This is a genomic window from Streptomyces sp. Isolate_45, from assembly GCF_024721315.2.
GTDB lineage: Bacteria > Actinomycetota > Actinomycetes > Streptomycetales > Streptomycetaceae > Streptomyces.
On record NZ_JANFAK020000137.1, the window covers coordinates 95 to 20,938 of the forward strand.

General features: G+C 72.3%; 20 protein-coding genes and 3 pseudogenes. 7 read left to right on the forward strand and 16 right to left on the reverse strand.

The window, feature by feature from the left end; translation table 11 throughout:
• On the forward strand, positions 1 to 494 hold a 494-nt coding region (locus tag NOD94_RS31690), incomplete at its 5' end, for an anti-sigma factor (RefSeq protein WP_281209618.1).
• A 54-nt stretch (positions 495 to 548) separates the two neighbouring features.
• Here the strand turns inward: NOD94_RS31690 and NOD94_RS31695 are convergent.
• Together NOD94_RS31695 and NOD94_RS31700 are read right to left on the reverse strand one after the other, a co-directional pair.
• Positions 549 to 698 (reverse strand): annotated as a pseudogene (locus tag NOD94_RS31695) (cytochrome P450); the annotation flags it as partial.
• Between the two features lie 8 nt (positions 699 to 706).
• Positions 707 to 856: pseudogene (locus NOD94_RS31700) on the reverse strand (cytochrome P450); the annotation flags it as partial.
• Positions 857 to 992: 136 nt separating this feature from the next.
• Between NOD94_RS31700 and NOD94_RS31705 the strand changes: the two are divergent.
• Entirely contained in the window at positions 993 to 1,916 is a 924-nt protein-coding gene (locus NOD94_RS31705; RefSeq protein WP_281209619.1) for an SDR family oxidoreductase, read from the forward strand.
• A gap of 42 nt (positions 1,917 to 1,958) precedes the next feature.
• Here NOD94_RS31705 and NOD94_RS31710 read toward each other — a convergent pair whose 3' ends face one another.
• Positions 1,959 to 2,717 carry a TetR/AcrR family transcriptional regulator C-terminal domain-containing protein gene (locus NOD94_RS31710; RefSeq protein WP_281209620.1) on the reverse strand — a complete coding sequence of 253 codons (759 nt, stop codon included), beginning with the start codon at positions 2,715 to 2,717 and terminating at the stop codon, positions 1,959 to 1,961.
• A 94-nt stretch (positions 2,718 to 2,811) separates the two neighbouring features.
• Between NOD94_RS31710 and NOD94_RS31715 the strand changes: the two genes are divergently transcribed.
• The 3 genes from NOD94_RS31715 to NOD94_RS31725 all read left to right on the forward strand — a co-directional run bounded on the left by NOD94_RS31715 (position 2,812) and on the right by NOD94_RS31725 (position 6,352).
• Positions 2,812 to 3,207 (forward strand): VOC family protein, encoded by a 396-nt coding sequence (locus NOD94_RS31715; RefSeq protein WP_281209621.1) that lies wholly within the window; start codon positions 2,812 to 2,814, stop codon positions 3,205 to 3,207.
• Positions 3,174 to 5,471 (forward strand): excinuclease ABC subunit UvrA, encoded by a 2,298-nt coding sequence (locus NOD94_RS31720; RefSeq protein WP_281209622.1) that lies wholly within the window; start codon positions 3,174 to 3,176, stop codon positions 5,469 to 5,471. Before NOD94_RS31715 ends, NOD94_RS31720 begins: the two co-directional genes overlap by 34 nt.
• Before the next feature lie 140 nt (positions 5,472 to 5,611).
• Complete coding sequence (locus NOD94_RS31725) at positions 5,612 to 6,352, forward strand: TetR/AcrR family transcriptional regulator (RefSeq protein WP_281209623.1); 741 nt, start codon at positions 5,612 to 5,614, stop codon at positions 6,350 to 6,352.
• Between the two features lie 76 nt (positions 6,353 to 6,428).
• On the opposite strand, the gene NOD94_RS31730 is transcribed toward NOD94_RS31725, so the two are convergent.
• The gene (locus NOD94_RS31730; RefSeq protein ID WP_281209624.1) at positions 6,429 to 7,478 is read right to left on the reverse strand and encodes an enoyl-CoA hydratase/isomerase family protein; all 1,050 of its coding nucleotides are present in this window, start codon (positions 7,476 to 7,478) and stop codon (positions 6,429 to 6,431) included.
• 515 nt (positions 7,479 to 7,993) lie between these two features.
• On the opposite strand from NOD94_RS31730, the gene NOD94_RS31735 reads away from it, so the two are divergent.
• Positions 7,994 to 8,569 (forward strand): hypothetical protein, encoded by a 576-nt coding sequence (locus tag NOD94_RS31735; RefSeq protein ID WP_281209625.1) that lies wholly within the window; start codon positions 7,994 to 7,996, stop codon positions 8,567 to 8,569.
• A 47-nt stretch (positions 8,570 to 8,616) separates the two neighbouring features.
• Here NOD94_RS31735 and NOD94_RS31740 read toward each other — a convergent pair whose 3' ends face one another.
• From NOD94_RS31740 to NOD94_RS31760, 5 genes are all read right to left on the reverse strand, one after another.
• Complete coding sequence (locus tag NOD94_RS31740; RefSeq protein ID WP_281209626.1) at positions 8,617 to 9,084, reverse strand: ATP-binding protein; 468 nt, start codon at positions 9,082 to 9,084, stop codon at positions 8,617 to 8,619.
• 80 nt (positions 9,085 to 9,164) lie between these two features.
• Positions 9,165 to 9,527 carry an STAS domain-containing protein gene (locus NOD94_RS31745; protein WP_281209627.1) on the reverse strand — a complete coding sequence of 121 codons (363 nt, stop codon included), beginning with the start codon at positions 9,525 to 9,527 and terminating at the stop codon, positions 9,165 to 9,167.
• 308 nt (positions 9,528 to 9,835) lie between these two features.
• Entirely contained in the window at positions 9,836 to 10,276 is a 441-nt protein-coding gene (locus NOD94_RS31750) for a helix-turn-helix domain-containing protein (RefSeq protein ID WP_281209628.1), read from the reverse strand.
• 306 nt (positions 10,277 to 10,582) lie between these two features.
• A complete protein-coding gene (locus NOD94_RS31755) occupies positions 10,583 to 11,752 on the reverse strand; it encodes an MAB_1171c family putative transporter (RefSeq protein WP_281209629.1) in 1,170 nt (389 codons plus the stop codon).
• Between the two features lie 217 nt (positions 11,753 to 11,969).
• Positions 11,970 to 13,127: an agmatine deiminase family protein gene (locus NOD94_RS31760; RefSeq protein ID WP_281209630.1), complete on the reverse strand. Its 1,158-nt coding sequence runs from the start codon at positions 13,125 to 13,127 to the stop codon at positions 11,970 to 11,972.
• Between the two features lie 155 nt (positions 13,128 to 13,282).
• Between NOD94_RS31760 and NOD94_RS31765 the strand changes: the two genes are divergently transcribed.
• A complete protein-coding gene (locus NOD94_RS31765) occupies positions 13,283 to 13,918 on the forward strand; it encodes a TetR/AcrR family transcriptional regulator (protein ID WP_281209631.1) in 636 nt (211 codons plus the stop codon).
• Positions 13,919 to 13,989: 71 nt separating this feature from the next.
• Here NOD94_RS31765 and NOD94_RS31770 read toward each other — a convergent pair whose 3' ends face one another.
• The 7 genes and pseudogenes from NOD94_RS31770 to NOD94_RS31800 all read right to left on the reverse strand — a co-directional run.
• Positions 13,990 to 14,793, reverse strand: coding sequence for an ATP-binding cassette domain-containing protein (locus NOD94_RS31770; RefSeq protein WP_281209632.1), 804 nt, complete (start codon positions 14,791 to 14,793; stop codon positions 13,990 to 13,992).
• Complete coding sequence (locus NOD94_RS31775) at positions 14,783 to 15,790, reverse strand: ABC transporter ATP-binding protein (RefSeq protein WP_281209633.1); 1,008 nt, start codon at positions 15,788 to 15,790, stop codon at positions 14,783 to 14,785. Before NOD94_RS31775 ends, NOD94_RS31770 begins: the two co-directional genes overlap by 11 nt.
• Positions 15,787 to 16,641 (reverse strand): ABC transporter permease, encoded by an 855-nt coding sequence (locus tag NOD94_RS31780; protein ID WP_281209634.1) that lies wholly within the window; start codon positions 16,639 to 16,641, stop codon positions 15,787 to 15,789. Before NOD94_RS31780 ends, NOD94_RS31775 begins: the two co-directional genes overlap by 4 nt.
• Positions 16,638 to 17,597, reverse strand: coding sequence for an ABC transporter permease (locus tag NOD94_RS31785; protein ID WP_281209635.1), 960 nt, complete (start codon positions 17,595 to 17,597; stop codon positions 16,638 to 16,640). The genes NOD94_RS31780 and NOD94_RS31785 overlap by 4 nt, the downstream gene beginning before the upstream one ends.
• Positions 17,594 to 19,270, reverse strand: coding sequence for an ABC transporter substrate-binding protein (locus NOD94_RS31790; protein WP_281209636.1), 1,677 nt, complete (start codon positions 19,268 to 19,270; stop codon positions 17,594 to 17,596). Before NOD94_RS31790 ends, NOD94_RS31785 begins: the two co-directional genes overlap by 4 nt.
• An 86-nt stretch (positions 19,271 to 19,356) precedes the next feature.
• Positions 19,357 to 20,391, reverse strand: a complete 1,035-nt coding sequence (locus tag NOD94_RS31795; protein ID WP_281209637.1) for an agmatine deiminase family protein — start codon at positions 20,389 to 20,391, stop codon at positions 19,357 to 19,359.
• A 100-nt stretch (positions 20,392 to 20,491) separates the two neighbouring features.
• Positions 20,492 to 20,844 (reverse strand): annotated as a pseudogene (locus NOD94_RS31800) (urease subunit alpha); the annotation flags it as partial.

Below are 20,844 nucleotides of genomic sequence, written 5' to 3' on the forward strand. Positions count from 1 at the left end.
CGGCCCGGGGCGGGCGGCCGTGGGCGCGGTGGGCCCTCGCGGCGTGCCTGGCGACGGCCGCCGGTCTCGGCGGGGTCGCCGTGTGGCAGTTCCAGGAGGCCGAGGGCGCCCGGCAGGAGGCCCGGCGGGTGGAGGCCCGGGCGGCGGCACTGACGCAGGTGCTGTCGGCCCCCGACGCCCGGCTGACGAGCGGCCGGATCGCGGACGGCGGAACGGGCACGGTGGTGGTCTCCCGGGACCGCGACCGGGCCGTGTTCGTGCCCTCCGGGATGACGGCGCCGCCGCCGGGGCGGGTGTACCAGCTGTGGTTCGCCGACCCCGGCAAGGGCATGCGCCCGGCGGGGCTGATGGACCCGGCCCGGCCCGACGCCCCGGCGCTGCTGGCGGGCGCCGTCGGCGGGGCCACCGGGATCGGCGTCACGGTGGAACCGGCGGGCGGCTCGCCGGCGCCGACGTCGGACCCCCTGGTGGTACTGGCCTTCCCGACGGCGTAGGCCCCGTACGCGCCCGTCCGCGTGATCGCCCCGGGCCCGATCCTCCCGGGCGTGCTACGCCCGGGAGGGTCGAATCGGCAGGGCCTCGACGCTGTTGCCGATGAAGCTGCGCTGACGCGGGAGGTCGGCCTCGGGAACGGCGAGATCGAGGTCGGGGAAGCGGGCGAAGAGCCGTTCCAGGGCGATGGTGGCCTCCAGCCGGGCGGGGTGCTCTCCGTCGACACGATCACCGTGTTTGAAAGCCGGTGCAGGCGGTCCCGGTGCTCGGGGTCCACGCCGAGCAGCTCGCAGATGACGCCCATCGGGAGCGGCAGGGCGAAGTGGGCGCGCAGGTCGGCGACGCCGTCGGGCGAGGCGGCGGCGGCACGGCCGGCACGGACGGTAGGGGATACGACACGCCGGCTCTCCTGACCTGGTGGACGCAGTCGCGTCAACAGTGCGGCTTCCGGGGCGTGTTGTACGAGACCTGCCGCCGCGGGCACGACGTAGGGTCGGGCCATGTCCGAATCCGAGCGGAACCTGGAAGGCAAGGTCGCCCTCGTGGCGGGTGCGACGCGGGGTGCGGGCCGGGGCATCGCCGTCCAGCTGGGCGCGTGCGGCGCGACGGTGTACGTGTCGGGGCGCAGCGGCGCGGCCGGCCGGTCGGAGTACGACCGGCCGGAGACGATCGAGGAGACGGCCGAACTGGTCACGGCGGCGGGCGGGCAGGGCATCGCGGTGGTCGCCGACCACCTGGTGCCCGCGCAGGTGGCGGCCCTCGTCGCGCGGATCGACGACGAGCAGGGGCGCCTCGACGTGCTGGTGAACGACATCTGGGGCGGTGAGCGGCTCTTCGAGTGGGACAGCACGGTCTGGGAGCACGATCTGGACAACGGTTTGCGGCTGCTGCGGCTCGCGGTGGACACCCATGCCATCACCAGCCACTACGCGCTGCCGCTGCTGCTGCGCGCTCCGGGCGGGTTGGTCGTGGAGATGACCGACGGCACCGTCGACTACAACACGGACCGCTACCGGGTGTCGTTCTTCTACGACATCGCGAAGTCGGCGGTTCTGCGGATGGCGTTCGCGCTGGGGCACGAGCTGGGGCCGCGCGGTGCGACGGCGGTGGCGCTCACCCCGGGCTGGCTGCGTTCGGAGATGATGCTGGAGGCCTTCGGCGTGACCGAGGCCAATTGGCGCGACGCGCTGGAGAAGGTCCCGCACTTCGCGATCTCCGAGACCCCCTCGTACGTGGGCCGGGCGGTCGCCGCGCTGGCCGCCGACCCGGAGGTGTCCCGCTGGAACGGTCGGTCGCTGTCCAGCGGCGGGCTCGCCGGGGTCTACGGCTTCACGGACCTGGACGGCAGCCGTCCGGACGCGTGGCGGTACATGGTCGAGGTCCAGGACCCGGGCCGGCCGGCGGACCCGACCGGATACCGCTGACCGAGCGTCGAGGAACCCCGCGCCGAAAGCCGGTGGCGCGGCTCACGGGGCGTCGGCCCCGATCCGGTGGGCGAGGCCGTCGAGCACGCACCGCAGGCCGAAGGCCCAGACCGCCTCCGGGTCGAAGGCGCCGACGGCGGCGCCGACACGGCCGGCGAGCGGGTACTTCCCCGGGGCCATGGCCCGCTCCAGCAGGGGCCCGACCACCGCCCACCACTCGTCGTCGCTCTGGTGCCGCTGGTGCTCGGCGACGTCGGCGGCGGCCAGGGCGTTGGCGTGCACGAAGCCCAGGAGGTGCGTGAGGGCGGCGTCCATCTCGGCGTCCGTGAGGCCGATGCCGTCGAAGGCCGCGAGTTCATGCTCGTACTTGCCGATCACCCCGGGGCCCAGCGGCGGGCGGGTGGCGGCCAGGTCGGCGATCCACGGGTGCCGTCCGAGCAGGTCCCTGTTGTCGTCGGCGACGCGGGTGACCTTCAGCCGCCAGGGCTCCTGGTCGGCGGGCTCGCGGCGGTCCATGTGCCGGTAGACCTCGTCCAGCATCAGATCGAGCAGTTCGGCCTTGCCCGGTACGTACGTGTACACGGTCATCGGGGTGACGCCGAGGCGCTGGGCGAGGGCGCGCATGGTCAGCGCGGCCGACCCCTCCTCGTCGGCGAGGGCGACGGCGGCCGTGACGACCGCGTCCACGGTGAGTCCCTGTCGCGGACCGCGGCGACCACCCGGGGGTTCCTGTCCGGGTTCGCGCCACAGGAGTTCCAGCGTGCGGACGGGGTCGCCCGCGCCGCTGCGTTCCTTCGCCATGTCCGGTCCTTCCACTCCGCCCAGTAATTCACTACGTCGTATAGAGTACAGCGTATAGAGTAAGTCGGAGACATCGGCCCACACGAGGAGTTCCGTGCGGATCACCAGCACCGCCATATCCCTGAACGTCGACGACGTCCCCGCCTCGGCGGCCTTCCTGACCGAGCACTTCGGCTACGAGGAGGCCGACGCGGCCGACGGCTTCGCCGCCCTCACCCGCCGGGGCGGACCGGAGGTGATCTTCCTTCGGCGCGGGCTCGAAGTCCTCCCCGAGGGTTTCCGGGACCGGCACGCCGACGGCGTGATCCTGGCCTTCACCGTGACCGGCCTGGCCGCCGAGTACGAGAGGCTGCGCTCCGCGGGCGTCACCATCGCCATGGAGCTCCGCGAGGAGCCCTGGGGCGAGCGGCTCTTCCAGGTGACCGACCCGAACGGCGTGACCATCCAACTGATCGAATGGGCCACCGACGGCCAGGGGGAACACGCGTGAATCAGGCCCGCCCCGCAGACGGCCACCAGGACATCCAGGTCCGCGGAGCCCGCGAGAACAACCTCGCGGACATCTCGCTCGACATCCCCAAGCGCAGACTGACCGTCTTCACCGGCGTGTCCGGCTCGGGCAAGTCCTCGCTCGTCTTCGGCACCATCGCCGCCGAGTCGCAGCGCATGATCAACGAGACGTACACCGCCTTCCTCCAGTCGTTCATGGCGAGCCCGAGCCGCCCCGACGTGGACGCCCTGCACAACCTGAGCGCGGCCATCGTCGTCGACCAGGAGCGGATGGGAACCGGCTCGCGCTCGACGGTGGGCACCGCCACCGACGCCTCCACGATGCTGCGGATCATCTTCTCCCGCCTGGGCGTGCCGCACGTCGGCACCTCCTCCGCCTTCAGCTTCAACACCCCGGACGGCATGTGCCCGCGCTGCGAGGGGATGGGCCAGGTGTCCGACGTCGACGTCGACCAGCTCGTCGACCGCGAACTGTCGCTCAACGAGGGCGCGATCACGGTCCCCGGGTTCGCGGTCGACTCCTGGTACTGGCAGATCATGGCCAACTCCGGGTTCTACTCCCCCGACACCAAGCTCAAGGAGTTCACCGAGCGGGAATGGGCGGACTTCCTGCACAAGCCCGCCGTGAAGGTGAAGGTCGGATCGAACAACTTCACCTACGAGGGGCTGATCACGAAGATCACCCGGACCGTCCTCGGCAAGGACCGCGAGTCGATGCAGTCCCACATCCGGGCGTTCGTGGACCGGGCCGTGGTCTTCGCCGACTGCCCGGACTGCGGCGGCACCCGGCTCGCGGCGGCCGCGCTGTCCTCGCGCATCGACGGGCTGAACATCGCGGAATGCTCGGCGATGCAGATCAGCGACCTCGCCGCGGTCGTCGCACGGATCGACGACCCTGGCGTGGCACCGATGCTCACGGGCCTGCGCGAGCTGCTGCACTCCCTCATCGAGATCGGCCTGGGCTACCTGAGCCTGGACCGGCCGTCCGGCACCCTGTCGGGCGGTGAGGCACAGCGGGTGAAGATGGTCCGCCACCTCGGTTCCTCCCTGACGGACATCACGTACGTCTTCGACGAGCCGAGCACCGGCCTGCACCCGCACGACATCCGGCGGATGAACGACCTGCTGGTGCGGCTGCGCGACAAGGGCAACACGGTGCTGGTCGTCGAGCACAAGCCGGAGGTCATCGCGATCGCCGACCACGTCGTGGACCTCGGCCCGGGCGCGGGCACCGCGGGCGGGCGGCTCTGCTACACCGGGGACGTGGCGGGGCTGCGCGCCTCCGACACCCTCACCGGCCGCCACCTGGGGCACCGGGCCCGACTCCGCGAAACGGTGCGCACCCCGCGCGGGCACCTCTCGGTGAAGGACGCGAACCTGCACAACCTGAAGGACGTCAACGTGGACGTGCCCCTCGGGGTGCTGGCCGTGGTGACGGGCGTGGCGGGCTCCGGGAAGAGTTCGCTGATCCACGGCTACCTGGCGCGGCGCGAGGGAGTGGTGGTGGCGGACCAGTCGCCGATCCGCGGCTCACGGCGCTCCAACCCGGCCACGTACACCGGTCTGCTCAATCCCATCCGGACCGCCTTCGCCAAGGCCAACGGGGTCAAGGCCGCGCTGTTCAGCGCCAATTCGGAGGGTGCCTGCCCGAAGTGCAACGGCCTGGGGCTGGTCTACACGGACCTCGCGATGATGGCGGCGGTGGCCTCGGTCTGCGAGCAGTGCGAGGGGCGGAGGTTCACGCCGGAGGTGCTCACGTACCGGCTGAACGGGAAGAACATCAGCGAGGTCCTCGACATGCCGGTCGCTGAGGCGCACGAGTTCTTCACCACCGGGCAGGCGCGGGCGATCCTGGGCCGGCTGGCGGACGTGGGGCTCGGCTACGTACGGCTCGGGCAGCCGCTGAGCACGCTGTCGGGCGGTGAGCGGCAGCGGCTGAAGCTGGCCATCAGCATGGCGGAGAAGTCCTCGACGTACATCCTGGACGAGCCGACGACCGGCCTGCACCTCGCCGACGTGGACAAGCTGCTCGCCCTGATGGACCGGCTCGTGGACGACGGGAACTCGGTGATCGTGATCGAGCACCACCAGGCGGTGATGGCCCACGCCGACTGGCTGATCGACATCGGTCCCGGTGGGGGCCACGACGGTGGCCGGGTGGTCTTCGAGGGAACGCCCGCCCAACTGGTCTCCGGGGGCGACACCCTGACGGCCCGCCATCTGCGGGAGTACGTCGGGGCGTGAGCAGGACGCGGGCGGGCCGCCGACCGGTTCCGGTCGGCGGGCCGCCCGCGCGCACCGCGCACGCGGCGGGTACGCCCGTACCCGGCGAGCTGCCCGTACGCAGGCTGCGTACACCGTGCGCAGGACGTTAGGGTGGGGGCATGTCCTCGCCCGAGCAGCAGACCCCCGCCGCCGTTCCGTCCGTCTGGACCAGGCCCCGCCGCCGGAAGGAACAGCCCGCGCTCAGCCAGGAGCAGATCGTCGCGGCGGCCGTGCGCCTGCTCGACGCCGAGGGCATCGAGGCACTGAGCATGCGCAAGCTCGGGAGCGAGATGGGTACCGCGGCCACCTCGCTCTACCGGCACGTCGCCAACAAGGACGAACTGATCGAACTCGTCGTCGACGAGGTGTACGGCGAGCTGGAACTGCCGGAGGCCGGCGGCCCGGAGGGCTGGCGCACCGCCCTGTCCCGCAGCGGTCACAGCCTGCGCGCCATGATCCTGCGCCACCCGTGGGTGGCCTCGGTCCTCGGCCAGGTCGGCCTGGCCCACCTCGGCCCCAACCTGATGCGCGTGTCGGAGCGGATGCTGGAGTTGACCCTGGGCGCCGGCTTCCCGCCGGGCGAGGCGGACCTCGCGATCAAGGCGGTCATCTCGTACGTCAGCGGCGCCGCGACCAGCGAGGCCTCCTACCTCTCCCTGCTCGCCCGCAGCGGACGGAGCGAAGCGGAATGGCTACGCTCCCTGCTGCCGGCGGACCGGAGCGCGCTCGCCGAGCACCCGCTCACACAGGGCCACACCTCGATCCGGCACGACGACCCGGCGCGCGTGCGCGAGGAGAACTTCGACTACGGACTCCAGCGGGTCCTGGACGGCCTGGCGACCCGGATCACGCGGGGCTGACGCCGCCCCGGGGGGCTGTCGTCGAACTCCCGCCGTCGCCCGGACGGCGACCTCGCGGCGGGTTCGACGACAGGCCCTACGGGAAGACCGGCCCGCCGGCGCCGCCGGCCGGGGCGAAGAAGCGCTCCACCTGCGCCTCCCGGACCTGGACCAGGGCGGGCGGAGACCAGCGCGGCGTCCGGTCCTTGTCGATGACCTGGGCGCGGATGCCCTCCACCAGGTCGGGGGTGGACAACGCGGCGCCGGAAACCCGGTACTCCTGTTCCAACACCTCCTCCAGCGAGCCGAGTTCACGGGCTCGGCGCAACGCCGCCAGGGTCACCTTGAGGGCGGTGGGTGATTTGGTCCGCAGCACGTCCGAGGCCTCGCGGGCCGCCGCCAGGCCGCTGCCCAGCAACCGCGAATGGATCTCCTCGACGGTGTCGGCGGCGTAACAGCGGTCGATCCACTCCCGCTCGGCGGCGAGTTCGCCGCCGGGGACGGTGCCTCGCTCGTACGGGCCCAGGATCTCCCGCGCGGGGGCGCCGGCGAGGCCGTGGGTGAGCTCGTCGAGGTGGGCGGAGGGCACGAAGTGGTCGGCGAGCCCGCACAGCAGGGCGTCCGCGGCGCCCACCGCGATGCCGGTGAGCGCGAGGTGGGTGCCGAGTTCGCCCGGCGCCCTCGACAGGAGGTAGGTGCCGCCGACGTCGGGGACGAAGCCGATGCCGGTCTCGGGCATCGCCACGCGGGAGCGTTCGGTGACGATCCGGACGCTGCCGTGTGCGGAGATCCCGACGCCGCCACCCATGACGATGCCGTCCATGAAGGCCACGTACGGCTTCGGATAGCGGGCGATGCGCGCGTTCAGCCGGTACTCGTCCCGCCAGAAGTCCAGCGAGGCCGTGCCCCCGGTGGACGCGTCGGCGTGGATGGCCCGGATGTCGCCGCCCGCGCACAGGCCCCGTTCGCCGGCACCGCGGACCAGGACCTGACGCACGAGGGGATCGTGCTCCCAGGCGCCGAGCGCCTCGGTGACCGCCAGCACCATGGAGTGGGTGAGGGCGTTGAGGGCGGCGGGGCGGTTGAGGGTGATCACCCCCGTACAGCCTCGGACCTCGGTCAGAACGGTGTCTTTTTCGGCATTCACACCGGTCAGTATGTAGCTTCCGTACACACACGCAAGATCGTTCTTTTGTCCCCGGTGTCCCCCGAAGGCTTCTTCGAGGGGGCACGGCCCGCAAATCGGCCGGCGCCCCGTCGGCGGGGAAACGCGTCGATGCCGGGGCGACGAACCGCCGCTCACGGGGCGGTTCCCCACCGGTCCCGTCGCGCTCCCGCTGATGACGGACGTCCGGCCGGCCGCGGAGGCCGCCCGCGGACCCCGCCGCGCCGCGCTCCCGACGGTCGCCGGGTTCGCCCGGATCCGGCCGCACACGCCGAAGCGCACCCGCTCCCGCACCCCGGCGCGGTGCGACCGGGACTCCACCGTCGCACGAGAAGGCGGCTCCGACGCAGACCGTGATTCGGAACCGGGGTCCATAATCCCGCCGTGTGCCGTGATGATGTCGGTGCGGGGCGACCAGGCGTCGGCAGGCCCTCACGTTCAACAGCGGTGCGGACACTGCTTATGCTGCGCAGCAAACTGTTGCACGGGGGTTCGGGATGACACGTACGCGCCGACCATTGGCCCTGTTCCTGCTGCTGACGGGCGCGGCCTGTGTCGCGGTGCTTCCTGCGGGCGGTCCGTCCGGCGGGCTGGTTCTCGCGGACCGGGCAGGCCGCCATCTCCTTCCGCTCGGCTGTCTGGCCCTGGCCGCATTGACCGGCGCCGTATTGCTCGGTCTGCGGCCCGGCGATCTGCGCAAGGGCCTGGTGATCGTCCTGGGGCTGGTGGCCGCGTTGTTCCTCTGCGGATCGCCACTCCTCCTCATGGCGGGAGGCGCACCGGACGCGATGCCGCCGCTTCCCGCGCCCGGCCGCTCCGACCGGGTGCTCGTCGTGGAGAAGAGCACGGCCGGGTTCGATCCGCTCTGGTCGGTGTACGTGCACCAGGGTGTCCGGCCCCTCGAACGCCGCTGGCTTGTCGGTTCCTTCGGGGGAGACGCCCCGGACAAATGGCTGGGTGAGGCGGTGTGGAGCGGTCCCGATCGGGTCCGCATGACCACCTCGGACGGTGCGTCCACCGAGGTGACGATCGCCGGCGACGGCAGCCCGGACCGCAAGGTCCGCCGAGCCTGAACCGCCCGCGACCTTCCCGGACGGCCCACCCGGCACACCAACACCTCCTAGTGCCGGCCGGGGGCCTCGGCGGGGTCGCCGAGACCCACCGCGGGGCAGGGCACCTCCAGCCAGACGCACTTCCCCGACGCACCCGGCCGCGAACCCCACGAGCGGGCCAAGCGCTCCACGATGAGCAGCCCGTGCCCGCCTGGCCTGCGCGGGTCGGCCGAGGCGGTGGCCGCGGACACCGGGGGGTGCGGGTTGGCGTCGGTCACCTCTATCCGCAGCCGTTCGTCCGTGCAGTCCAGTACGAGTGCCCCGGGGCCCCCGCCGTGCAGACAGGCGTTGGCCACCACCTCCGACACCAGCAGCAGTACGTCTTCGGCGGCGTCCCGAACGGCCTGCCGCTCGGTGGGCAGCCAATGCCAGGCGGTCAGCGCCCTGCGCGCGAAGTCACGGCTGCGGGACACCGGGTCGGGCAGACCGTCGAGGACCAGGAGCCAGTTCCGGTCCCTCGGCGCCCGCTGCTCCATGGCCCTGCGTTCCCTTCCGCTGTTCCGTTCACGCCCGCCCGGTCGACCGCCCCTCGGTGGGCGCCGGCCGGCCGCGCCGACTACACCGCCGGTGGCCGCAGCGCCTGCGCCACGTCGGGATGGACCGGGAAGACCCCGTCCGCGCCGGTGATGCGGAACATCCGCGCGACGGGTCCGGTCAGGCCGGCCAGTTCCAGGGTTCCTCCCGCCTCCTGCACCGTGATGCGGCTGTGCAGCAGCGCGTTCAGACCGGTGGAGTCGCAGAACTCCAGCCCGGCCATGTCGACGAGAAGCCTCCCGCCACGCGCGGCCGCCACTTCGAGCGCGTCCCGCAGGGGCGCCGCCGTGTCGTGGTCCAGCTCCCCGGCGAGTGTGAGGAGGACCGCACCGTCCACCGCCCGTACCGCGACGGTGAAGCGTTCGTTGTCCGTTCCCAGCACCATCCGGCATCACCCTTTTTCGTCCTGCTCGTGCTGCGCATGCCCCCGTCACCACGGGATATGCGCGCGTTCCGACCGTCTTCGGCGTCCCGGCCCGGCGGTCACGCACCGCCGGGCGGCTCGGCCACGCCCGCGACGGTACCGCGCCGCCCCCGGGGCCCGGGGCATCGACGCCACGCGCGGACGGGCCCCCGGCGCCACCGCGGGAACCCGCGGGACGGGATCGCGCGAGGTCGGGGGCCTGCCGGCGCCTGTGCCTGGGGGTGCGAGCGTGGGCGGGACCTCCAGGGCCCGTCGGCCGTCCCGGTCCCTCATTCGGGGCGGGGCGGCTCCGTGACCGGTGGCAGGCCCTGGATCCGCCGGTAGCGGTCCATGAGGTCGGTGACGGCGCGGAGGTTCTCCTCGCGCATCCCGTCCGCCCGCATGACCACGGCCCGGATGCCGGCCTGCCGGAGCGCGTCGGCGACCGTGGACCCTCCGCGGGCCTCGCCACTCGCCGCTTCGTCGAAGAAGTGGGCCACCGAGACGCCGAAGAAGCGGGCCAGGGCCGCCAGGAGGTCGGGCGACGGGTTGGACCGGCTCCCGGTCCGCAGCTGGGACAGGTACACGCCGCCGACCCTCAGCCCGGGGTCGGCCCGCTTCAGCGCGTCCGCCACCTCGGCGTTCGTCCAACGCCGGCCGCCGGGGCGGACGGTCCGGAACAGGTCGTCGAGGCGTAACGCGAGCAGGGGCCGTTCGTCGGTCGAGCTCATCGTGGGCCCCCACTCCCGAGATAGCCGTTGGCTATTGCGGAGTGTCACAGATTAGCTGCCAGTTGACAATCGGCCTGGATTCAGCCACCGTGGGAACCCGCCGATAGCTGTCAGCTAACTGGATGTACGGGGGTCATCTGGTGGGTTGCCGGTCGCGTCGAGGGTCGACCGACCTTCGGGGGCGCGCGGCCGGAGGGTCGGGACGGGAGCCACCCGTCCGGCCCGACGGGCATCGGGGAACGGGGGAAACGGGGGACGGGAGATGCCCGCCCGGTTTGACGGGGGATGCAAACCGGGCGGGAGTTCTCAACTCGCCTTGCGGAGCCTACTGTAGGCGGCCGCCACCTTCGTGAGCCAGGCGACCTCCGCACGGAAGTTGTCCGTGTCGCGGTCCTCGAAATCGCCCGCGTCCTTGTTGTCGCGCGGGATGGTGCCGGCCCGTCTGGCGTGCAGGGCCTGCCTGATCTGCGCCGCTTCCGCGAACGCCTGCCGGGACTCCGCGGCGCCGTCCCCGGCGAACCCGTCACCGGCCGGGGCGCCGGTGCCGCCCGTGGCGCGTTCGATGTACGGACGCAGGTCGCGCCACCCGTCCCGTATCTCCACCACCCGCCGGTGCAGCCGGTAGTCGAGGTCGCGGACCGAGGTGCCCGGCGGCTCCAGCGCGATGTCCGGGAAGGACTCGTACAGGTCCCGCCAGAGCGGGTGGAGGACGCGGTAGGCCCGGTAGGAACGGGTCCAGTCGAGGAAGCCGCTCGCCACGGGCGTCCAGAAGGACATCGTCAGGCTGAGCGACAGGGCGACGATGCCGAACGCGTCGAGGACGGAGGCGAGGGCCTCCCGCCAGGGTCCGATCTCGACCCCTGCCGCGATGCTGAGGACGTTGACCGTCCGGACCAGGCCGTACACGAGGAGGATCACCGCCCCGAGGAACATCATCCGCAGCCCTTGCCGCAGCGAGACGTTGTCGGTCATCCGGGCGTAGGGACCGCACCGGCGCACGATGGTGAGGCACGGGACGGCCTGCGAGGCGATGAAGGCCAACAGGTAGGCGAGGAGCAGCGGTTCGCCGCTGCCGTCGAATTCCGTCGGGCAGCGGGCCGGTCCGTCGGCGAGGAAGAAGAGGGCCGTCAGCAGCAGGTCGAGGGTGAGCCCGGTGACCACCCAGAAGCGGGTCTTGCGCACCACCTCCTCGCCGACGGCCGCCCAGCGCAGGAAGATGAGCTGCGCGCTGACGCAGAAGGCGACCGCCGCCAGGTGCATGACGAGGATCGCGAGGTTGCCCACCCCCAGGAAGCTTTCGCTCCGCATGGCGACGGCGCCCATGGTGAAGGTGAGGCACTGGAAGAACAGCGTCGTGATCAGCGTGCGGTAGGCGCCGTCACGCCAACTGCGCCGCCCCTGGCAGAGCCGGTAGGCGAGCGCGGCGTACGACGAGAGCGCCGCGATGACGAAGCACAGGGTCCTGATGGTGTTCACGGTGATGCTTTCCTACCGGTGGCGCGGGGCCACGAACGGTTCGGCCGGCCTGCCCGGCCGGTGGCCGACGCGCCGAGTTCAAGCGGAACCGTACCCGCCGGCTTTTTGGGCCCCCGCACCGGGCGGCCCGTGCGGACGTCGCGGTCCGCACGGGCCGCGCGGGCCGGCGCGGGTCTCCCCTCCCACGCCGGCCCGCCCCCTGGAGATGGCCTTCGCGCTACGCGACGGGCTGCTGCTGGGTGACGCAGTGGATCCCGCCGCCGCCGGCGCCGAGCCGGTCGATGTTGAGCTGCTCGACGGTGCGGCCCGGATACAGGCGGGCCAGCGCGGTCTTCGCCGCGGCGTCGGGGCGGGTGTCGCCGAAGTGGGCGCTGATGACGGCGCCGTTGCAGACGTAGTAGTTGGCGTAGGAGGCGAGGAAGTCCGGGTTGGTGGAGCGGATCTTGTAGTAGTCGGGGCCCTGGAGCTGGTCGACCGCCATGCGCGCGCCGCCCGCGGTGGTGGCCGCGGACAGGACCTGGTACTGCTTGCGCGCGTCCTTGGCGTAGACGTCGTTGTCGGAGGCCAGGGGCATCTGGACGAGGGCCCGGCCCGGGGCGAGGAAGCGTGAGGTCGCGTCCACGTGGTCGTCGGTGATGTCCTGGCCGACGACCCCGTCGAACCAGATGACCTTGGAGGCGCCGTACGCCGCCAGCATGGCGGCCTCGATCTGCGCCTGTGACTTGTTGGGGTTGCGGTTCTTGTTGATCAGGCTGCTGCGGGTGGCCATCAGGGTGCCCGCGCCGTCCTGCTCGATCGCGCCGCCCTCGCCCACCAGCGCGGCCGAGGTGAAGGGCACGCCGACGTGCGAGGCGATCCGCCCGGCGACCAGGTTGTCCCGGGCATGGGCCTGCTTCTTGCCCCAGCCGTTGAAGTTCAGGCCGACGGCGTCCAGGCCGCCCGATCCGTTGGTACGGAACACGGGACCGGTGTCGCGCATCCAGCAGTCGTCGACGGGGATGGTGCTGACGACCGTGACGGTGGGCCCGCACATCGACCGGGCCTTGGCGGCGCTGCCCGAGTTGGCGCAGAGGTACACCGGCTCGTACTTGGCGATGGTGCGGGCGATCAGCGCGATGTCCGACTGGACGCCGCCGAGCTGGTTGCCCCAGATGGAGGTGCTGTCCGGCCAGGCCATCCAGGTGCGGGTGTGGCGGACGTCCTCGATCGGTACGCGGAACGCGCCCGCCGCCTTCGGGGCGGGCAGGGACGCCGCCCGGGCCCGCCCTTCCGTCGCCGTGAGCGCGGCCGCGGCGGCGGTGAGTCCCGCCGCCGCCAGGAACCTCCGTCTGCCCATGCCCCCGTCTGCGGGCCGGTTCACCACGTGATCGTTCATGGGGTTCCCTTCGATGGTCAACTCCCCGTCGGAACAACGGGGTTGGCCGGAAAGCTAAAACTGACCAAGCGCTCGGTCAATAGTTTGGACGAGGTCGTTCCGACCGATCGGGGGAAACCGCAGGTGACGCACCGGAGTCTGATTAGAGTGACGCCATGGCAGCTTCCGCGAAGGACTCCGGGGACGCCCCCGTTCCCCCTGCCCGGGCCGGCCGGCCGCGGGCCTCGGCGAAGGGCGAGCAGACCCGGGCACGGCTGATCGCCGCCGCGCGGACCCTCCTCGCGGGCGAGCAGGCGGAACGCTTCACCACTCGCAACGTCGCCGCGTTGTGCGGCGTTTCGCACGGGATGTGCCACTACCACTTCCAGGACCGGACCGACCTGGTCCTGGCGGTCATCGCGGACATCCGCCCCGAGTGGATCGCCCCGCTGGAGGCGGCCGTGTCCGCCCCCGGCTCCTTCGCCGAGCGCGCCGAGCGGGTCGTCGGCCTGCTCGGGCGGCCCGAGGGCGCCGAGCTCTCCCACCTCCACGCAGCCCTGCACTGGCAGGCGTTGAACGACGTCCGGGTGCGGGAGAGCCTGGAGGCGGAGTACCGCCGCTGGCACGCCTGCTTCATCTCCCTCTTCCAGGTCCTGGCCGACGAGCGGGGCGGCCGCCTCGACCCCCGCCCGCTCGGGCTGGCGGTGGCCGCGGCCGTCGACGGCCTGGCGGCCATGGACTCGCTCGGCGCCGGGTCCGGTACGGAGCCGGTGCTGCGCACGCTCGTCCGTACGCTCGCCGCCGGAGCCTGAGCCGGGGCCGCCGGGGCCGGAGCCGGGGGCCCGGACCGGAGCCGGCGGGCCCCCTCCCCCGCCGGCTCCCGTCACAGCTCCCTGCGCGCGGCGGATATCGCCTCCGGGTCCCACCCCGGGCGCGGCACCGACTCCAGCAGGAGCCGCGTGTAGGCGTGCTGCGGCGCGGCGAGCACCCCGGCCGTGGCGCCGGCCTCGACGATCCGGCCGTGGCGCATCACGACGATCTCGTCGGTGACGCACCGGACGACGCCGAGGTCGTGGGTGATGAAGAGGTACGCGATGCCGGTCTCCTCCCTGATGTCGGCTAGCAGGTTCAGGATCTGCGCCTGCACGGAGACGTCGAGCGCGGCGACCGCCTCGTCCAGGACGAGGACGGCCGGTTCGACGGCCAGGGCCCGGGCGATGGCGACGCGCTGGCGCTGGCCCCCGGAGAGCAGGCGCGGCAGGGCGTCGGCGGCCCGGGTGCCGAGGCCCACCTGGTCGAGCAGTTCCCGTACGCGGGCGGTGTGGTCCCGGCCGGGGAAGTGCAGGCGCAGGGTCTCGCGCAGGGCCGCTTCGACGCTGGTGCGCGGGTCGAGGGAGAGGTACGGGTCCTGGAAGACCATCTGGACCTCGCGGGCGCGGGCCAGCCGGCGGGCGCGGCCGCGGCCCGCACCGCGCGCGGTCCGGTCGCGGCCGCCGACCAGGACCTCGCCCGCGTCGGCGCGTTCCAGGCCGACGATGATCCGCGCGGTGGTGGTCTTACCGGATCCGGACTCCCCCACGATCCCCAGCGAGCCGCCCCCGGGAAGGACGAAGGACACGTCGTCCACGGCGCGGACGGCTCCGTAGGAGCGGTGCAGCCCCCTGACCTCCAGTGCGTTATCGGGCATCGACGGCGCTCCCTTCGAGCCGGTCGCCGTGGTGGCACGCGGCCAGGTGGCCGGGCCGGTCCGGGGCGGCCACCGGCAGCGGGACCCGCTGGTCACAGACCTCGGTGGCGAGCGGGCACCGGGCCGCGAAGGCGCAGCCGCGCAGTTCCTGGCGCAGGTCCGGCGGCTGGCCATCGATGGCGGCGAGCCGGCCCCGGGGGCCGTCCATCCGCGGGGTGGAGGCCAGCAGAGCGGCGGTGTAGGGGTGGCGGGGGCGCGCGAACAAGGCCTCGGCGGGCCCGCTCTCGGCGATCCTGCCGGCGTACATGACGTAGACGCGGTCGCTGATGGCCGCCGCCAGGTCGAGGTCGTGGGTGACGAACAGCAGGCCGGTGCCGAAGCGGGCACGGAGTCCGGCCAGCAGGGCGATGACCTCGGCCTGGGAGGTGACGTCGAGCGCCGTGGTGGGCTCGTCGGCCAGCAGGAGCGCGGGGTCCCCCATGAGGGCCGCCGCGATGACGACGCGCTGGAGCATGCCGCCGGACACCTGCCCCGGATACTTGCGCAGCACGGATCCGTCCAGGCCCACGGCCCCGAGGAGTTCGGTGGCCCGTGCGGTCGCCTCCGTCGGACCCGTGGTCCCGGTGAGGGTGACGCCCTCGGTGAGGAAGTCCCCGATGCGGCGCAGCGGGTTGACGGAGGCGCGCGGGTCCTGGAAGACCATGGCCACGGTGCCGGCGCGGACCGCGCGCAGTCGGTCCGCGTTCATGGTGAGGACGTCCTCGCCGGCGACGTTGACACTGCCCTCGGTGACGGCACCGGGCGGCAGCAGTCGCAGCGCGCTGCGCGAGGTGATGCTCTTGCCGGAGCCCGACTCGCCGACGAGGGCCACGGTCTCGCCGGCGGCGACGGTGAGGTCGATGCCGTCGAGGACGGGTCGGGCGGTGCCGGGCAGGGTGATCCGGAGCCCTCGGATGTCGAGGGTGGGCACCGCATTCGTGGGTCGTGGCGGAATCATCGCGCCCTCCTGACTATACGGTCGGCCCAGCGTTCCCCGACCACGTTGAAGGCGACCACGGTCAGCACGATGAACACGCAGGGCAGGATCGCGGACAGCGGGTAGCCGTGCTGGACGGCGGTCTGGCCGTCGAAGACCATGCGGCCCCAGTCGGGGGTGAGGGCGGGTACGCCGAGTCCGAGGAAGGACAGGCCCGCGAGGTCCATCAGGGCGTAGCCGAAGTTGATGGTGGATTGGGCGAGGACGACGGGGGCGATGTTGGGCAGGATGTGGCGCAGGCAGATCTGGAGCGCCGAATGCCCCTGGACCTGGTAGGCGCTGACGTACGGGCGGGCCCGTTCGGCGAGGACCAGGGAGCGGGTGAGGCGGCTGACGTAGGGCAGGTAGGCCACGGAGAGGGCGATGACCGGCGCGATCAGCCCTTCGCCGTACACCGAGATGATCAGGATGGCGAGCAGCATGCCGGGGAAGGCGAAGACGAGTTCGGTGCCGCGGGACAGGACGGAGTCGAGCCAGCCGCCGCGCCAGGCGGCCGCCGTCCCGACGGCGATGCCGGCGACGGTGGAGAAGGCGACGACGCCCAGCGGTCCGAGCAGGGAGGTGCGGGCGCCGAGCAGCAGCCGGGAGAGGGTGTCACGGCCGGCCGCGTCCACGCCGAGGGGGTGTGCGGCCGACGGTGCGGCGAGGGCGTTGCCGAGGTCGACGGCGTTGGGGTCGTGCGGTACGAGCCAGGGCGCGAACAGGGCGGCGAGCACGACGAGGGCGACGAGCGCCAGGCAGGCCAGGTGGAGCGGGGAGCCGGTGGCCCGGATCCGGGAGAGGCCGGGCCGGCGGGTCAGGACGGTGGTCATGCGGTGCTCCTCGTTCCGAGGGTCACCCGGGGGTCGACCAGGGGCAGCAGCAGGTCCACGATCAGATTCACGATCATGAAGAGGGCGACGATGATCAGGGAGATCGCCTGGACGGTCGGGAAGTCCTTGGTGGTGGTGGACAGTTCGAGGAGCTGGCCGATGCCGCCGATGCTGAAAGCGGTCTCGACGAGGATCGTGCAGACCAGCAGGGTGGAGACGATCAGGCCGCCGGTGGTCAGGACGGTGCCGAGCGAGTTCCGGAAGACGTGCCGCCGGATGACCTGGCGTTCGGGGACGCCGCGGCTGCGGGCGACGGTGACGTGGTCTCCGTCGAGGGCTTCGAGCATGGCGGAGCGGGTGACGCGGGCGAGCATGCCGATCAGGTAGAGCGCGAGGGCCACGGAGGGGAGGGTGAGGTGCAGGATCATGTCCCCGAGGCCCCCGTCCCCCGCACCGCTGCTGGGGAACCAGCCCAGGTTGACGGCGAAGAGGCCCTGGAGCAGGACGGCTGCGACGAAGGACGGGGTGCCGACCGCGAACGTCGTGGTGACGAGGATGACGGTGTCGGTTGCACCGCCGCGGACGGCGGCGATCCGACCGAGGAGGAGTCCGACGGCGACGACCACGGCGAGCGACATCGCGATGAGCATCAGGGTGGTGGGCAGCCGGTCGGCCAGCAGCCGGGAGACGTCGGTGCGGTAGGTGATGGACCGCCCGAAGTCGCCGTGGAGCACGTCGCCCAGCCACCGCAGGTAACGGACGAGGAAGGGGTCGTTCAGGTGGTACTGCGCGTTGATCGAGGCGAGGGCCTCCGGGGAGGCCGAGCGACCGGCGAGCAGGAAGCTCGCCGGGCTGCCGGGCGCCAGGTACATGGCGCCGAAGACCACGAAGGACGCGGCCAGGAGGGTGGCGGCCATCTCCGCCACCCGTCGTACGGCGAATCTGACGAAACTCACTGAGCTGCCCCCACGTCGGCGGCCCACGGGTAGTACATGTAGGAGATCGTGGTGGGGGCGCCGGTGATCCGCTTGTTCATGAACAGGGCGGTGGGCCACTCCGCGACGGGGATCCACAGGAGCCGCCCGGAGGCGTGGTGCTGGAGCTTCGCCTCGATGTCCAAGCGCTGTTCCGTCGGGTAGACGGCGGAGGCCTCGTCGACGAGCCGGTCGTACTCGGGGTCGCTGTAGCCGGCGAAGTTCATGTAGGCGCCGGTCTTGAAGTTCGTCAGCAGGTCGAGCGGGTCGGTGATCGAGTCGTAGTAGGTGAGCGGGAACATGTCGATGCCCTCGCGCGCCTGCGGGTCGGTGAACAGCGCGGTGAAGGCGTTCGGGGCGATCGTCCTCAGCTTGATGTCCAGGCCGATCCGCGTCCCCGCCGCCTGGACGGCGGTGGCGAGGAGGGAGACGTCCTGGCCTATGGAACTGGTGGCCACGGTCAGGGGCTTGCCCGTGGCGCCGGCCTCCTTGATCAGGGCCTTGGCCTTCTCGATGTCCTGCCCGGTGGGCGGCAGGCTGTCGAAGGCGGTCTTCAGGGTCCGCTCGGGGGCCGCGGCCCAGGCGGCGCGGGTGGTGAGGGAGTTGGTGACGGTACCGGCCCCGCCCAGTCCCGCCTTGACGAACCCGGAGCGGTCCAAAGCCAGGGAGAGGGCCTGACGGACCCGGAGGTCGCCGAGGGGGCCCCGCATGTTGGTGATGTTGACGTTGACGGTGCTGAGGCCCTCGCCGAAGAAGAGGGTGCCGGCGTCGGCGGCGCGCAGCCGGGCGTAGCTCTCGGTGGGGATCAGGTATCCGCCGTCGGCCTCGCCGCTGAGCAGGGCGTTGGTCCGTGCCGAGGGATCCGTCAGGATGCGGAAGACGGCCTTCTTCGACTTGGCCTTGGTGCCCCAGTAGCCGTCGAAGCGCTCCAGCTCGATCGACTGGCCCTTGTTCCAGGTGCCGAGCTTGAAGGGACCGCTGCAGCCGAGCCCGCCGGTGGTGCCGTAGTCCTTGCCCGCCGCCTCGACCGCCGACTTGGAGGCCACGACTCCGGCGGCGGTGGCCATGTACTGGGGGAACTGCGAGTCGGGCTGCTTGAGTTTGACGGTGACCTGGAGCGGGCCGCTCTTGGTGATCGAGGTGACGTTCTGGAACACCTGCGCCCAGGCGGCCGCGTTGTCGGGGTCCGTCTGCCGGCCGAGGCTGAAGACCACGTCGTCGGCGGTCATCTCCTTGCCGTCGTGGAAGCGCACGCCGGGCCGCAGGTCGTAGACCCACGTGGTGGGGTCGGGGTTGGAGGCCTGTCGGGCGAGGCCGGGCTCGGTGGTGAGGCCGGGGGTCCAGCGCATGAGGCTCTCGCACACGTTGGACAGCACGGTGTTCTGCGGGTAGTCGAAGGCGACCGTGTAGTCGAGGGTGGGCGGCTCGGCGTAGACGGCCCAGGTGAAGGAGTCGATCTCGCCGCGGGCCTCGGGTGTGGTGGCCGACAGTTTGACGTCGGTGACGGCGCCACCGGCCCCGTCCTTCGGCGGCCCGGAACAGGCCGCGAGGAGGGCGAAGGAGGTCAGGACGGCGGTCGCGGTCGCGGCCCGGGAGGCGGGTCGGCCGAGCCGGGTGCGCAGGCGTCTGCGGGTGCGGGGCGGGGAGGTGGTCATCGTCGCGCTCTCTGTTCCGTGAGGGATGCGGTGGAGGAGCGGGCGGTCCGCCGGGGCGGACCGCCGGGAGCGGCCGGTTTCCCGGTTCAGACGGCGGGGTGCGGGGCGGACACCCGCTGGTCGGCGGCGGGCACTTGCTGGGTGATGCAGTGGACCCCGCCGCCGCCGAAGGCGATGGCGGGTGCCCGTACTCCGACGACCTTGCGGCCGGGGTAGGCCGTCGCGATCACGGCGAGGGCTGCCTCGTCCTGGGGCACACCGGCCACGGGGACGACGACGCCGCCGTTGGCGACGTAGTAGTTGAGGTAGGACACCTCGATCTCGCCGTCGACCATGTCGACGAAGGCCGTCTGCGGGACCTCGATGATTTCCAGGCGCCGGCCCCGGGCGTCGGTGGTGGCTTCCAGGACGGCCCGGTTGGCGCGCATCCGGGCGTGGTCGGGGTGCGCCGGGTCGTCCGGCAGGGAGACGACGACCGTGCCCGGGGCCGCGAAGGCGCAGACGCCGTCGACGTGCCCGTCGGTCTCGGTGTCGAGGAGGCCGCCGTACGGGAGCCACACCACCTTCGTGACCCCGAGGCGGGCCTTCAGCTCGCCCTCGATCTCATCGCGGGTCATGCCCGGGTTTCGGTTGGGATGCAGGAGGCACTGCTCGGTGGTGATCAACGTGCCCTCGCCGTCGACGGTGATCGCCCCGCCTTCGAGGATCATGTCGGAGGCCATGCGGTCGACCCCGAGGTGCTCCAGCAGCAGGGCGCTGACCCGGTCGTCGGCGTCGTACGGGTGGTGCTTGCCGCCCCAGGCGTTGAAGCGGAAGTCCACGCCGGCCCGGTTGCCGTCCCCGTCCAGCACGAAGAGCGGGGCGGAGTCCCGGAACCAGGAGTCGTCGAGCGGCAGCTCGATGACGGTGACGGCCTCGCCGCACAGCGCGCGGGCGTCGTCACCGAAGCCCGGCGGGGCGACCATCGTCACGGGTTCGAAGGCGGCGATGGCACGGGCGACCTGGGCGTATTCCTCCTTCACCTCGGCGAGCACGCTGCCCCACAGCTCCAGGCGGGTGGGCCAGGCCATCAGACAGCCCTCGTGGGCGGACCACTCGGCGGGCATACGGAATTCGGTCATCAGGTGTCTCATTTCTTGCGTGGGGTGGAGTCTTCCATTCGACTGAAAATTCAGTCAAGAGCGAAGTCGTGATGCGGGGCCCGGTGGGAGCCGGCGCCCTTCAGAGGAAGTAGAGGCGGTTGAGGGAGACCCGCTCGGCCGGTTCGGACCGCAGGGGCTCGCCGTCGAGCGTCACGAGCCCGGTCCGGGCGTTGACGTCGACGTCACCGAGCCGGGAGTTGCGGAGCATGTCCTTCGGTCCGATGCCACGGGTGCCGCGGACGGCGACCCGGCGGCGGCGCGTGGTCATGGCCCCGGAGGTGCCGGACTCGGCCGCGGCGCGGCTGACGAAGGCAACCGAGAGGTCGGCGGGCGCTGCCCCGTGGGCCCCGAACAACGGTCCGAGGACGAGGGGTTCGCAGGTGTCGGTGGCGGCGTTGGGGTCGCCGGTGACGCCGTAGGCGGGGAACCCGG

Excerpts from the sequence above, each read along its gene's own strand:
- NOD94_RS31705 (WP_281209619.1), top strand. The coding sequence starts at position 993 with ATGTCCGAATCCGAGCGGAACCTGGAAGGCAAGGTCGCCCTCGTGGCG.
- NOD94_RS31710 (WP_281209620.1), bottom strand. The coding sequence starts at position 2,717 with ATGGCGAAGGAACGCAGCGGCGCGGGCGACCCCGTCCGCACGCTGGAA.
- NOD94_RS31720 (WP_281209622.1), top strand. The coding sequence starts at position 3,174 with ATGGGCCACCGACGGCCAGGGGGAACACGCGTGAATCAGGCCCGCCCC.
- NOD94_RS31725 (WP_281209623.1), top strand. The coding sequence starts at position 5,612 with ATGTCCTCGCCCGAGCAGCAGACCCCCGCCGCCGTTCCGTCCGTCTGG.
- NOD94_RS31735 (WP_281209625.1), top strand. The coding sequence starts at position 7,994 with ATGACACGTACGCGCCGACCATTGGCCCTGTTCCTGCTGCTGACGGGC.
- NOD94_RS31740 (WP_281209626.1), bottom strand. The coding sequence starts at position 9,084 with ATGGAGCAGCGGGCGCCGAGGGACCGGAACTGGCTCCTGGTCCTCGAC.
- NOD94_RS31745 (WP_281209627.1), bottom strand. The coding sequence starts at position 9,527 with ATGGTGCTGGGAACGGACAACGAACGCTTCACCGTCGCGGTACGGGCG.
- NOD94_RS31750 (WP_281209628.1), bottom strand. The coding sequence starts at position 10,276 with ATGAGCTCGACCGACGAACGGCCCCTGCTCGCGTTACGCCTCGACGAC.
- NOD94_RS31760 (WP_281209630.1), bottom strand. The coding sequence starts at position 13,127 with ATGAACGATCACGTGGTGAACCGGCCCGCAGACGGGGGCATGGGCAGA.
- NOD94_RS31765 (WP_281209631.1), top strand. The coding sequence starts at position 13,283 with ATGGCAGCTTCCGCGAAGGACTCCGGGGACGCCCCCGTTCCCCCTGCC.
- NOD94_RS31770 (WP_281209632.1), bottom strand. The coding sequence starts at position 14,793 with ATGCCCGATAACGCACTGGAGGTCAGGGGGCTGCACCGCTCCTACGGA.
- NOD94_RS31775 (WP_281209633.1), bottom strand. The coding sequence starts at position 15,790 with ATGATTCCGCCACGACCCACGAATGCGGTGCCCACCCTCGACATCCGA.
- NOD94_RS31780 (WP_281209634.1), bottom strand. The coding sequence starts at position 16,641 with ATGACCACCGTCCTGACCCGCCGGCCCGGCCTCTCCCGGATCCGGGCC.
- NOD94_RS31790 (WP_281209636.1), bottom strand. The coding sequence starts at position 19,270 with ATGACCACCTCCCCGCCCCGCACCCGCAGACGCCTGCGCACCCGGCTC.
- NOD94_RS31795 (WP_281209637.1), bottom strand. The coding sequence starts at position 20,391 with ATGACCGAATTCCGTATGCCCGCCGAGTGGTCCGCCCACGAGGGCTGT.